Source organism: Nocardiopsis changdeensis, assembly GCF_018316655.1.
Lineage (GTDB): Bacteria > Actinomycetota > Actinomycetes > Streptosporangiales > Streptosporangiaceae > Nocardiopsis > Nocardiopsis changdeensis.
Map to the genome: position 1 here is coordinate 6128321 of NZ_CP074133.1, position 11793 is coordinate 6140113.

The window sequence follows — 11793 nt, forward strand, 5'->3', positions numbered from 1 at the left end:
GAACATAACGGGTCGTCGCGCACCCCTGGAGGTAGTGGTTGTGAGGTTCCGGTACCGGGAGTACATGGGAGGCCCCGACCCCCTGGCCGAACCCGACCCGCCGCCCGAGGAGGCCGTCGGGGCCGCCCGCGCCCTGCTCGACCTGATCGCGCAGGCCCCCAGCGCCGACGACGGCGTGGGGGCCGTGGAGAAGGCGGTGGCCCGCTACGCGGAGGGCGACCGGTCGGCCCTGAACGCCCTGGACTCCCCCGGAGCCCTGCTGGGCCGCGCCCTGGGGCCCGGGGCGCGTGAGCTGTGGGACCGGCTGGACCGCGCCGACCACGGGCTGAGCCCGCGCGAGCTGCGGCGGCTGGCCGAGGTGGCGCTGGGCGAGGCGCGCGCCGCCCCCCGCCCGGGCCCGCACCGGGGCGGGCTGCGGGGCGATCCGGGCACCGACCCGACCGGCCGCGACGTCCCCTACCGGGCGGACCGGCCGCTGGACGCGGTGGCCAGCATGCGCCGGGCGATGCTGCGCCGGGCCGCCGACCCCGCCGACACCGCCGCGCTGCGGGCACGGGACCTGCGGTCGGCGCAGACCGAGCCGTCCTCCGGGTGGGCGGTGTCGCTGCTGGTGGACCTGTCCCACTCCATGGCGGCGCGATCCCTGCACGAGGCCGCGGTGCGCACCGCGCTGGCGCTGGACGCCCTGGTGCGCCGCCACCCCGGCGACCGGGTGCAGTGGGTGGGGTTCGGCGAGACCGCCCGCGAGACGGATCCCGCCGAGCTGGTCGCCCACCCGTGGGGCCGGGTGCCCGGCACCAACCTGCACCACGCGCTGCGGCTGGCGCGCGCGTACCGCAGGCGCCACCCCGGCCTGGCCCACCGCGTCCTGGTGGTCACCGACGGGGAGCCCACCGCCCACCTGGGAGAGGACGGCGACGCCCGGTTCTCCTGGCCGGCGAGCCCGCGCACCGCGGAGGTGACGGTCGCCGAGCTGGACGCCGCGGTGCGGGAGGGGGCGCGGGTGACGTTCTTCCTGCTCTCCGACGACCCGCGGCTGCGCGCCTTCCGCGACCTGGTGGTGCGGCGGCGCGGCGTGGACGCGGTCGCCGCCGACGCGGAGGCCCTGGCGCCCCTGCTGCTGGACTCCTACCTCGGCGGGCGGCCGTGGCCGCGTGCATGAGCCGGGCTCACATGCTTCTGCACGTGCGTTTCAGCGCTCGAAGATGTTGACGTCCGAGGCCATGAGCAGCAGCTCCTCCGGAGCGTCGCCGCCGGAGTACAGCAGCTGGTGGCGGTTGGCGGGCATGATCGTCTCGGTGAACCGCAACGGGCGGTCGCCGTCGTAGACGACCCGCTCGTGGACGAGCAGCGGGATGCCCGGGCCCAGGTTGAAGGAGTCCGCCTCGTCCTGGGACGGCATGCGGGCGCCCACGATGTCCCAGTTCCACTCCTCCCGGTACCCCAGGTCGCGCAGCACGGAGGTGACGCCCTGCTCCAGGTGCTGGGGGGACATGAGGGGGGTGTTGCTGGCGATGGTGAAGGGGAAGAAGGTGACCTGGGACTGCCAGAGGCCGCCCTCCACGAACCGGTCGCAGGAGCGGATGACCACCAGGCCGCCGTTGGGCCCCTGCTCCTCGCCGGCCCAGCGCAGGCGCTTGGCCACCCGCGGCCGCATGGTGTCGAGGCTGACCTTGATCTGCTGCTCGATCAGGTCGTACCCGGCCTCGCGCAGGTGCGGCTGGTAGCCGTCCTCGAAGCGCTCGGAGTCGGTGCCGCCGGAGACCGGGGTGGCCAGGTGGACGATGGGCCGGTGGTCGGCGACGAACGCGCCGCGCCCCGCCTGGATGTCGATGACCCCCTCGTCCTGGAGGATGCGCATGCCCAGCCGGGCGGTGGCCCGGGAGACGCCGAACTGCTCGGCGAGCTCCTCCTCGCCCGGTAGCCGCTCGCCCGGTTTGAAGTCGCCGCGGGAGAGGGCCTCGCGCAGGTGATCGGCGACCACCGTCTTCTTCGACGTGCTCATGCGTGTCCTTACGTCCCGTCCGCCCGGCCGCCGTCGGCCGCGGGGGGCCGCCTGCGCGAAGCGGGCGGCCTTTCCCCGTCAACGGACGGACCCCGTCCCGGGTTCTCCCCCGCGGAGGGGCCGGCGTACCACCGGAACGCCCGCCCCGGGGCGGCGGGCGCGCGCCGGGCGCGCGGGTCAGTCGCGGTGGTAGGCACTGATGTCACCGTGCTCGTACTGGTAGCGGATGCTGTGACCGGCGTAGACGGTCTCGACCACCCGGATCGGCCGCTCCTCGGAGAGGTCGGTGCGGTGGACCCACAGCACCGGCACCCCGGGGGGCAGCTCCAGCTGGGCGGCCTCGCTGGGGCTGGGCATCCGGGTCTCCAGCTCGTCCACGAACCCGACCTGCCGGTGGCCGTGTTCGGCCATGACCGACAGGCCGCTCTCCACGTCCTCGGGCAGCATGAGGGGCGTCCCCTGGACCAGGTCCATCGGGTAGAACGCCGAGCTGATGGACCCGGAGATCTCGCCGGAGAAGCGGTACATGCGCCGGACCACCGTCATGTCGCCCTCGGGGACGCGCAGCCGGCTGGCGAGGTCGGCGTTGGCGCTGAGGAGCTGGAGCTCCTCCAGGGTCTGCCCGGCCATGTTGGACTCGTTGAACCCGTCGGCGCCCTTGGAGCGGTTGGCGTGGAAGGTCTCGGGGACGACGTCCTGCACGAAGTGGCCGCGGCCGGGGCGGCTGACGATCAGCCCCTGGTTGCGGAGCATGCCCAGCGCCAGCCTGACGGTGTTGCGGGAGGCGCTGAAACGCTCTTCGAGCTGCTTCTCCGAGGGCAGCTGCCCGCCGAGGGGCAGGCTCCCCTCCCTGATCTCCCGCCGCAGCGCCCGGGCGATCTGTCGATATCTGCTTTCTGCCCGCATAAGTCAGCCCTCAAGGGGGTAGCACTAGAACAACTTCACTTGTACCAACAAGGTGATCGGTACACCAAGCAAACGAGTCCGCCCGGTTCTGTTGAACCCATCATAGATGAAGGCCACCCTTAGTACACGGTGGCGCTGCCAGTTGGTCATACGGAAAAGCGACGATCGAGGCCCCAGGACCGGTCACCAACCGCCCGCAGACGGACACCGCACCCGCGGTGCCGGGCCCCACCCCCCGGGTGGCGGCACTCTCGACCGATAAGGAACAGCTCGGACCCAAACGGAGAACAGCCCATGTTCGCAAGCGTCATCATCGCCGTAGGCGGCCTCCTCCTGGCCCTGGCGGCCGGGTTCTTCCTCGCCGTCTCGATCGGCATCCGCCGCCAGGACGGCAAGGGGGGCTACCGCTCCCTCCGAGAGGAGGACGACAACAGCGCCCTCTCCCGCACCGGAAGCCTCATCGTCGGCCTGCACTTCGCCAACCCCGCCCAGCGCGGGAACACCCCCCGGGTCCCCGCTCCCCGACCCGCCCCCGAGCGAGACCGTACGCCCACCACGGTCTAGCCCGGGACGGCAGGAGCGCCCCGCACGGCACAACGGAGTGCCCACCCCGTTGCAGCCCACCCCCGTCGACAGAGCAGGAGCGCCGCGCCGGGCCCGGCAGAGTCGTCGAGGAGCCCGCGCGGCAGGACCGCGGGCGCCGCGGATCCGGCGGGCGGACCCCCCGAAGGGGCCCGCCGGCGCCTCAGCCCTCCAGAGCCTGCAGCAGGTCTGCCACCAGGTCGTCAGCCGACTCGATGCCCACGGAGATCCGGACCAGATCCGCCGGGACCTCCAGCGGGGAACCCGCGGTGGAGGCGTGCGTCATCCGCCCCGGGTGCTCGATCAGGGACTCCACCCCGCCCAGGGACTCGCCCAGGGTGAAGACCTGCGTACGCTCGCACACCCTCAGAGCAGCCTTCTCCCCGTCGCGCAGAGCGAAGGAGACCATCCCACCGAAGGACCGCATCTGCCGCTCCGCGATCTTGTGCCCCGGGTGCCCCTCCAGACCCGGGTAGAAGACCTTGCGCACCGCCGGGTGGCCCTCCAGCGCGGCCACGACCTTCTCGGCGTTGGCGCTGTGCCGGTCCATCCGCACGCCCAGGGTCTTGACCCCGCGCAGGGTCAGCCAGGAATCGAAGGGCCCCGGAATAGCTCCCATGGTGTTCTGGTGGAACGCCAGCCGCTCGCCCAGTTCGGCGTCGGCCACCACGAGCGCGCCGCCGACGACGTCGGAGTGCCCGCCCAGGTACTTGGTGGTCGAGTGGACGACGACGTCCGCGCCCAGGGTCAGCGGCCGCTGCAGGTAGGACGAGGCGAACGTGTTGTCCACGACGTGGATCGCCCCGGCGTCGTGGGCGATCTGCGCGACCGTCTCGATGTCGGTGATGTTGAGCAGCGGGTTGGTGGGCGTCTCGGTCCAGATCACCTTGGTCTCCGGGCGCACCGCCGCCCGCACCGCCTCGGTGTCGGTCTGGTCGACCGCGTCCCAGGAGACCCCCCAGCGCTCGACCACCTTGGAGACCAGGCGGAAGGTGCCGCCGTAGGCGTCGCCCGGGATGATGATGTGGTCGCCCGGGGACAGCACCGTGCGCAGCAGGGTGTCCTCGGCCGCCATGCCGGAGGCGAACGCCAGGCCGCGCACGCCGTCCTCCAGCGCGGCCAGGCACTCCTCCAGGGCGGCCCGGGTGGGGTTGCCGGTGCGGGAGTACTCGTAGCCCCGGCGCAGCCCGCCCACGCCGTCCTGGGCGTAGGTGCTGGTCTGGTAGATCGGCACCACCACGGCCCCGGTGCCCGCGTCGGGCTCCTGGCCCGCGTGGATGGCCAGCGTCTCGAATCCGTCGAACTTCATGGGCACCACGATAGTGCCCGAGGACCCGCCCGGACCCGTTTTCCCCAGTCCCTCTTCCTGCGCGAACGGCGTCCCGGCCGGCCGATCGCCCCCGGCTCGGACCGGAACCCTGACCGGGATCGGACCACGACCCGGAACCGGGACCGGACCGATCTCCCCGACCCCTCCTCCTGCGCGAACGGCACCCCGACCGACCGGTCGCCCCCGAGTCAGACCGGGCCCCTGACCGGGGACGGACCGCGGCCCGGAACCGGGGGCGACCGATCGCCCGCGGGACGGACCGGGACACGGCCCGGAACCGGGGGTCAGACCGGCGGGAAGCGGGTGGGGGTGCCCGGCTGCGGGGGCTCCTCCGGGGCGCCGGGCAGCGGCCCGGCGGCGGGGGTGGGCACGCGGGTGGGCGTGCCCGTGTCGCGCAGCGGCGGACGCCAGCCCAGCTCGGGCTCGTAGGTGCGCACGACCCTGCCCGGGACGCCCGCGACGACCGCGTGGTCGGGGTAGGTGCCCGGCCGCACGACCGTCCCGGCCGCCACCACGCAGTTGCGGCCCAGGTGGACGCCGGGCAGGATCACCGCGTTCGCGCCGATCCAGGTGCCCGCACCGATGCTCACCGGGTCGTCGACCGGCCACTGGAGGCCGACCGGGATCTCGGTGTTGGCGTAGGAGTGGTTCTGGTCGGTGATGTACACGTAGGGGCCGGTGTACACGTGGTCGCCGATGTCGATCGACTTGTGGGCGACGATGTGGGAGCCGCGCCCGATGGCGCACCCCGAGCCGATCCGCACGACCGTGCCCGGGCCCAGGTCGTAGTCGGGGCCCATCCCGGCGGCCAGGGTCATGTCCCCGCCCAGCACCGTGAAGGCGCCGATCTCGATCCAGGGCTCGCCGTAGAGCGTGGCCGTGGGGAAGGCGATGGCGGAGCCGTCGCCGAAGCGCGCGAACCTGCGCGCGGCACGGGAACCGGAGCGGATCTCCGCGTGACCGCGCGCGTACGACCAGAGCGAACGGATGATCCAGGACAACAGCCGCGACACGCGAGCTCCCATGTGTTACCTGCCAGTAGCCTCGCCGCGAACATTAGCAGTGTTCGAGTATGCGCCCCGATGTCCGTTCCGTTCGCACCGGGGCCCGAACAACGCTCGGTTCCGAGCGCGGTCCGGGCCCGCGGTGCCGTGTCCGGCCCGTCAGTTCGACAGGTGGGCCAGCAGGTCCTGCCGGGTGAGAATGCCCACGGGCTTGCCGTCGCGCAGCACCACCAGGGCGCCCGACGTGCGCAGCAGCCGCACGCAGTCGGCCACCGGCGTGCCGGTGCCCACCGTGGCCAGCGGGCGGCCCATGTGCGCCTCCACCCGGTCGTCCAGCTGCGCCCGGCCGTCGAACAGGGCGTCCAGGACGTCGCGCTCGGCGAGGGAGCCCACCACCTCGGCCGCCATCACCGGCGGCTCCTCCTTCATGACCGGCAGCTGGGAGACCCCGTACTCGCGCATGATCGCGACCGCCGTGCCGACGGTCTCCTCCGGGTGCGTGTGCACGAAGTCGGGCAGCTCCCCGCCCTTGGCGGCCAGCACCTCGCCCGCGGTGGCCCCCTCCGTGTCGGCGGACAGGAAGCCGTAGTCGGACATCCACTCGTCGTTGAAGATCTTGCCCAGGTAGCCGCGCCCGCCGTCGGGCAGCAGCACCACGATCACGTCGTCGGGCCCGGCGTCGCGGGCCACCCGCAGCGCCGCCTCCACGGCCAGGCCGCAGGAGCCGCCCACCAGCAGGGCCTCCTCGCGGGCCAGGCGGCGCGTCATCAGGAACGAGTCCTTGTCGCTGACCGCCACGATCTCGTCGCAGATCCCGGTGTCGTAGGTGCCCGGCCAGATGTCCTCGCCGACGCCCTCCACCAGGTACGGGCGGCCCGAGCCGCCCGAGTACACCGAGCCCTCCGGGTCGGCGCCCACGATCTTCACCGCCCCCTTGGAGACCTCCTTGAGGTAGCGGCCGGTGCCGCTGATGGTGCCGCCGGTGCCGATGCCCGCCACGAAGTGCGTGATCTGGCCCTCGGTCTGCTCCCAGATCTCCGGACCGGTGGAGTGGTAGTGCGACTCCGGGTTGTTCGTGTTCTCGTACTGGTTCGGCTTCCACGCGCCGGGGATCTCCCGGGCCAGCCGGTCCGAGACCGAGTAGTACGACTCCGGGTGCTCGGGGGCGACCGTGGTCGGGCACACCACGACCTCGGCCCCGTAGGCGCGCAGCACCGAGAGCTTGTCCGGGCCCACCTTGTCCGGGCAGACGAAGACGCAGCGGTAGCCCTTCTCCTGGGCGACCATCGCCAGGCCGATGCCGGTGTTGCCGGAGGTCGGCTCCACGATGGTGCCGCCCGGCCTGAGCTCGCCGCTCTTCTCGGCGGCCTCGACCATGCGCAGGGCGATGCGGTCCTTCACCGAGCCGCCCGGGTTGAAGTACTCGACCTTGGCCACCACCGTGGGGGCGTTCGGCCCCAGGCCCTCGGTCACCTTCCGCAGCCGGACGAGCGGGGTGTTCCCCACCAGGTCGATCAGTGAGTCGTATACCCGCACTTCATGCTCCCTTGCATCGTGGCGACCGGGTTCCGGCCCGCCGTTCGACTCGCGCCCCCGATGGCGCAGGCCCGGGGGCCACAGGGCCGGTCCGGCCCGTTCCCACCCGACTCTAACGCCCCCATCAGCGGGTTCCGCGCGCTCGGCCGGTCCCGGTCCGGACGGGGCCGTGGCCCCCGGGTTCGGCCGTGCTCACCCCGGGGTTCGGACGCTGTTCCGCGGGGGTACGTGACCAGGCCTCCCCCCGCCGGTAGCCTCGATGGTCCGACCGGCCCGCCGCGCAGGGGCGCGGGTCGGAGGCCCGACGCCGCGGAGGTCGTCCCGATGCTGCGAGCCGCACGCGCACGGCGGATAGCCGCGGCCACCGCGTTCGGTGGCGGCGGGCTCACCCTGGTGGGCGCGGGAACGCTGGCCCTCCTCTACCTCCAGGCCCGGCTGGCCCGCCGGGCGGTGGGGGTCACCGAGTGGGAGAGGCCCGTCGTCAACGGGCTGCACGGCCAGGGCGAGGGGCCGCCGATCCGCATGCTCATGATGGGCGACTCCACCGCGGCGGGGTTCGCCGTCCAGACCGCGGCCCAGACCCCCTCGGTGATGCTGGCGACCGGCCTGTCCAACGCCGCCGACCGGCCGGTGCGGCTGCGCTGCACCGCGTTCCCGGGCGCCACCTCGGCCACCCTGGCCGGGCAGGCGGAGCGGTCCGGGGCGCTGGCCGAGGGCACCCGCTACGACGTGGCGGTGGTGTTCATCGGCGCCAACGACGTCATCCGCCGGGTGCGGCCCAGCGACGCGGTGTCCGACCTGCGCGACGTCGTGCGGAGCCTGACGGACCGGGGGACGGCGGTGGTGGTGGCGACCTGCCCGGACCTGGGCACGGTGCGCCCCATCGGGTGGCCGCTGCGCTCGGTGGCGCGGCGGGCCTCGCGCCAGCTGGCGGCCGCCCAGACCATCGCCGTCACCGAGGCGGGCGGCCGCACGGTCTCCTTGAGCGACCTGCTGGCCGACGAGTTCCGGACCGACCCCTCGCTCATGTTCGGCCCCGACCGGTTCCACCCGTCGGCGCGCGGCTACGCCCAGGCGGCGTTCGCGGTGCTGCCGTCGGTGTGCACGGCGCTGGGGCTGCTCCCGGAACCGGCCGCGCTGCCGGCCGCGGGCATCCTGCCGGTGGACCGGGCCGCCGTGGTCGCCGCGGAGAACCCCGGCACCGAGGTGTCCGCCGCCGGCGACCCCGCGCAGGGGCGGCGGGGCCGCTGGTCGGCCCTGGTCCGCCGGCCGCTGGCCGGCCTGTGGGGCCCCTCCGCCGACCGGGCGCGGGTCCCCGCGGACGCGGGGGTCCCCGCCGAGGCCCCGCGGCCCGAACCCGGGGATCGGTGAGATCACGGACAAGGACGACCCCGGGTGGCGCGGGAGGGCGACCTCCGGGTTTACTGGCTGGTAACAAGATCTGCCGCGTCCGGCACCACGCCGGTCGCACACCTGTAGCTCCACTCCGATAGGGACGCCGCCATGCCCGAAGCAGTCATCGTCGCCACCGCCCGTTCCCCGATCGGGCGCGCCTTCAAGGGTTCGCTCAAGGACATCCGTCCCGACGACCTCGCCGCCCAGGTCATCGGCGCCGCCCTGGCCAAGGTCCCGCAGCTGGACCCGTCCTCGATCGACGACCTCATGCTCGGCTGCGGGCTGCCCGGCGGCGAGCAGGGCTTCAACATGGCCCGCGTGGTCGCCGTCCAGCTCGGCCTGGACACGGTGCCCGGCACCACCATCACCCGCTACTGCTCCTCCTCGCTGCAGACCACCCGGATGGCCCTGCACGCGATCCGGGCTGGCGAGGGCGACGTGTTCATCTCCGCCGGCGTGGAGGCCGTGAGCCGCTTCGCCAACGGCAGCAGCGACAACCCGCAGAACGAGAACCCGCTGTTCGCCGACGCCAAGGCCCGCACCGAGAAGCGCACCCAGGCCGGCACCGCCGCCTGGACCGACCCGCGCGAGGACGGCGCCCTGCCCGACGTCTACATCGCGATGGGCCAGACCGCCGAGAACGTCGCCCAGATCACCGGCGTCTCCCGGCAGCGCCAGGACGAGTTCGCCGTCCGCTCGCAGAACCTCGCCGAGAAGTCCCTGGACAACGGCTTCTGGGAGCGCGAGATCGTCCCGATCACCCTGCCCGACGGCACCGTGGTCACCACCGACGACGGCATCCGCCGCGGCACCACCTACGAGAAGGTCTCCCAGCTCCAGCCGGTGTTCCGCCCCGACGGCACCGTCACCGCGGGCAACGCCTGCCCGCTCAACGACGGCGCCTCGGCGCTGGTCATCATGAGCGACACCAAGGCCGCGCAGCTGGGCCTGACCCCGCTGGCCCGCATCGTGTCCACCGGCGTCACCGGCCTGAGCCCGGAGATCATGGGCCTGGGCCCGGTCGAGGCCTCCAAGCAGGCCCTGGCCCGCGCCAACATGGCGATCGGCGACATCGACCTGGTCGAGATCAACGAGGCGTTCGCCGCCCAGGTCCTGCCCTCCGCCGACCAGCTGGGCGTGGACATCGACGCGCAGCTGAACGTCAACGGCGGCGGCATCGCGGTGGGCCACCCGTTCGGCAGCACCGGCGCCCGCATCACCGGCACGCTGATCAACGGCCTCCAGTTCCACGACAAGACCTTCGGCCTGGAGACCATGTGCGTCGGCGGCGGCCAGGGCATGGCGGCCGTCTTCGAGCGCCTGAGCTGACCCGCTCCCGTGCGGGGGGCCGGGGCGCGCACGCCCCGGCCCCTCCTGCTTTTTCCGCACCTCTCCGCGTTTTCCGGACTTTCGCCCCGCCGCCCGAGGTGACTCCGGAACACGTGCGGGGGCCGCTTAGCACCGGCGGTAACGGTCGTCCAGGGCACCTTGGCAAACGTTCCCGCACGCGCAAGGTAAAAGCCGGTGTCCGGGGCTTGTCCATACCGTGATCCTGATGCAGTGTCGCAGGTAAGCGTCAAACGCCAACGCACTGCCGGAGGTGCCCATGCCGGTAACCCACTCGCCGGAAGTCCACGCCAAGCTCATCGAACGCATCCCGGCCGTCACCGGCCGCGGACTCCACGAGTGGTTCGACGCCCTCGACCAGGGACCGGGCCTGCTCCGCTGCTCCGACCGGGCCAACTGGCTCGCCGACGAGTACACGCTGCCCCCGTGGTACGCCCAGGCCCTCGTCACCGAGTACGACCGACGACGACGCAACCGCTCCATCCCCGCACCGCGCCGCGCGGGCGAGCGGAGCACGGAGTCGGCCTGAGGCCGGCCCCGGACCGCACCCGCTCCGCGAACGGGCGAAGGGCCGTTCCGGCACTGCCGGAACGGCCCTTCTCTGTACCGCGGACGACCGGTCGCCGTCGGCTACTCGGCGAAGATCGACTTGATGATCCAGAGCAGGCGCAGGATCTCGATGTAGAGCCAGACCAGGGAGACGGTCAGGCCGAAGGCGAACTGCCAGGCGAACTTGGCCGGGATACCGGCGTTGATGCCCTCCTCGATGCCCCGGAACTCCAGGGCCAGGGTGCAGGCCGCGATGACGATGAAGACCAGACCGATGACCAGGCCCAGCGGGCTGGGCTCGCGGATGCCGATGCCGCCGCTGATGAAGAAGCTCGCGACGAAGTTGACCAGCATCAGGGCCGCGGCGCCCAGGGTGGCGTACATGACCACCTTGGCGAAGCCGTCGGTGACCTTGATGACGCGGAACTTGTACAGCGCCAGCATCACGCCGAAGACCAGGACCGTGCCCAGTACCGCCTGGGTGATGAGGGTGCCTCCGGCACCCGCGTCACCGGTGGTGCCCACCAGCAGGGCGGCCAGGTAGGCCGTCAGACCGCCGACGAGCAGGCCCTCGAAGGCCGCGTAGGCCAGGACGGCCACCGGGTTGGTGCTGTTCGTGAACGCGATGACCAGGCCGAGGACGAGGGCGCCGATGATGCCGGCGATCCACAGGCCCAGGCCCAGGCCCGGGTTGGCCTGGAAGACGAAGTAGTTGACGACGGCCGTGAGCGCCACGACGCCGAGCGTCATGCCCGTGCGCACCACGACGTCGTCGATGGTCATCCGGGCTTCGCCGTGGCCCTGGGCGGGGCCGCCCGGGTAGCCCTGCTGCGGGTAGCCCTGCTGGGGGTAGGGCTGGCCGTAACCCTGCTGGGGGTAACCCTGCTGGGGGTAACCCTGCTGGGGGTAGCCCTGCTGCGGGTACGGCTGTCCGTACCCCTGCTGGGGGTGACCCTGCTGCTGGCCGTACCCTGCCGGGCCGGCCTGCTGGAGCGCCCGCTTGAGAACGGGGTTGGAACTGCGCATCCGCATGTCCAGGAAGACCTTTCGAAACCGTGGATTGCTGCCCACAAGGTAACGCACCGGACTCCGGCGGGGTTCCGGCGCGCAGGTCACCGTTGGGAAACGGCTCCGGGCGG

General features: G+C 72.9%; 11 protein-coding genes. 5 read left to right on the forward strand and 6 right to left on the reverse strand.

From position 1 onward, the window contains the following. Window positions 1-40: 40 nt before the first annotated feature. The gene (locus KGD84_RS27540) at window positions 41-1162 is read left to right on the forward strand and encodes a vWA domain-containing protein (RefSeq protein ID WP_220563251.1); all 1122 of its coding nucleotides are present in this window, start codon (window positions 41-43) and stop codon (window positions 1160-1162) included. A 30-nt stretch (window positions 1163-1192) separates the two neighbouring features. Here the strand turns inward: KGD84_RS27540 and KGD84_RS27545 are convergent, their stop codons facing one another. Both KGD84_RS27545 and KGD84_RS27550 read right to left on the reverse strand, forming a co-directional pair. Next, window positions 1193-2005, reverse strand: a complete 813-nt coding sequence (locus KGD84_RS27545; RefSeq protein WP_220563252.1) for a GntR family transcriptional regulator — start codon at window positions 2003-2005, stop codon at window positions 1193-1195. A 177-nt stretch (window positions 2006-2182) separates the two neighbouring features. Next, window positions 2183-2911 (reverse strand): GntR family transcriptional regulator, encoded by a 729-nt coding sequence (locus KGD84_RS27550; RefSeq protein WP_220563253.1) that lies wholly within the window; start codon window positions 2909-2911, stop codon window positions 2183-2185. 294 nt (window positions 2912-3205) lie between these two features. On the opposite strand from KGD84_RS27550, the gene KGD84_RS27555 reads away from it, so the two are divergent. Then, window positions 3206-3475 (forward strand): hypothetical protein, encoded by a 270-nt coding sequence (locus KGD84_RS27555; protein ID WP_220563254.1) that lies wholly within the window; start codon window positions 3206-3208, stop codon window positions 3473-3475. Window positions 3476-3656: 181 nt separating this feature from the next. Here the strand turns inward: KGD84_RS27555 and KGD84_RS27560 are convergent, their stop codons facing one another. The 3 genes from KGD84_RS27560 to KGD84_RS27570 all read right to left on the reverse strand — a co-directional run bounded on the left by KGD84_RS27560 (window position 3657) and on the right by KGD84_RS27570 (window position 7363). Then, the gene (locus KGD84_RS27560; RefSeq protein WP_220563255.1) at window positions 3657-4802 is read right to left on the reverse strand and encodes a cystathionine gamma-synthase; all 1146 of its coding nucleotides are present in this window, start codon (window positions 4800-4802) and stop codon (window positions 3657-3659) included. A 305-nt stretch (window positions 4803-5107) separates the two neighbouring features. After that, window positions 5108-5848, reverse strand: a complete 741-nt coding sequence (locus tag KGD84_RS27565) for an acyltransferase (protein WP_220563256.1) — start codon at window positions 5846-5848, stop codon at window positions 5108-5110. Between the two features lie 138 nt (window positions 5849-5986). Next, window positions 5987-7363: a cystathionine beta-synthase gene (locus KGD84_RS27570; protein WP_220563257.1), complete on the reverse strand. Its 1377-nt coding sequence runs from the start codon at window positions 7361-7363 to the stop codon at window positions 5987-5989. Window positions 7364-7687: 324 nt separating this feature from the next. On the opposite strand from KGD84_RS27570, the gene KGD84_RS27575 reads away from it, so the two are divergent. The 3 genes from KGD84_RS27575 to KGD84_RS27585 all read left to right on the forward strand — a co-directional run bounded on the left by KGD84_RS27575 (window position 7688) and on the right by KGD84_RS27585 (window position 10634). After that, window positions 7688-8734, forward strand: a complete 1047-nt coding sequence (locus tag KGD84_RS27575; RefSeq protein WP_220563258.1) for an SGNH/GDSL hydrolase family protein — start codon at window positions 7688-7690, stop codon at window positions 8732-8734. A gap of 132 nt (window positions 8735-8866) precedes the next feature. After that, a complete protein-coding gene (locus KGD84_RS27580; protein ID WP_220563259.1) occupies window positions 8867-10087 on the forward strand; it encodes an acetyl-CoA C-acetyltransferase in 1221 nt (406 codons plus the stop codon). A 277-nt stretch (window positions 10088-10364) separates the two neighbouring features. Continuing rightward, window positions 10365-10634, forward strand: coding sequence for a DUF4287 domain-containing protein (locus KGD84_RS27585; RefSeq protein ID WP_220563260.1), 270 nt, complete (start codon window positions 10365-10367; stop codon window positions 10632-10634). 101 nt (window positions 10635-10735) lie between these two features. Here the strand turns inward: KGD84_RS27585 and KGD84_RS27590 are convergent, their stop codons facing one another. Then, on the reverse strand, window positions 10736-11686 hold the full coding sequence (locus KGD84_RS27590; protein WP_220563261.1) for a Bax inhibitor-1/YccA family membrane protein: 951 nt from the start codon (window positions 11684-11686) through the stop codon (window positions 10736-10738). Window positions 11687-11793: the final 107 nt, after the last annotated feature.

Bases quoted from the DNA above. Each gene is read 5' to 3' on its own strand.
- KGD84_RS27555 (WP_220563254.1), top strand. From the start codon at position 3,206: ATGTTCGCAAGCGTCATCATCGCCGTAGGCGGCCTCCTCCTGGCCCTG.
- KGD84_RS27560 (WP_220563255.1), bottom strand. From the start codon at position 4,802: ATGAAGTTCGACGGATTCGAGACGCTGGCCATCCACGCGGGCCAGGAG.
- KGD84_RS27580 (WP_220563259.1), top strand. From the start codon at position 8,867: ATGCCCGAAGCAGTCATCGTCGCCACCGCCCGTTCCCCGATCGGGCGC.
- KGD84_RS27575 (WP_220563258.1), top strand. From the start codon at position 7,688: ATGCTGCGAGCCGCACGCGCACGGCGGATAGCCGCGGCCACCGCGTTC.
- KGD84_RS27590 (WP_220563261.1), bottom strand. From the start codon at position 11,686: ATGCGGATGCGCAGTTCCAACCCCGTTCTCAAGCGGGCGCTCCAGCAG.
- KGD84_RS27545 (WP_220563252.1), bottom strand. From the start codon at position 2,005: ATGAGCACGTCGAAGAAGACGGTGGTCGCCGATCACCTGCGCGAGGCC.
- KGD84_RS27565 (WP_220563256.1), bottom strand. From the start codon at position 5,848: ATGGGAGCTCGCGTGTCGCGGCTGTTGTCCTGGATCATCCGTTCGCTC.
- KGD84_RS27550 (WP_220563253.1), bottom strand. From the start codon at position 2,911: ATGCGGGCAGAAAGCAGATATCGACAGATCGCCCGGGCGCTGCGGCGG.
- KGD84_RS27585 (WP_220563260.1), top strand. From the start codon at position 10,365: ATGCCGGTAACCCACTCGCCGGAAGTCCACGCCAAGCTCATCGAACGC.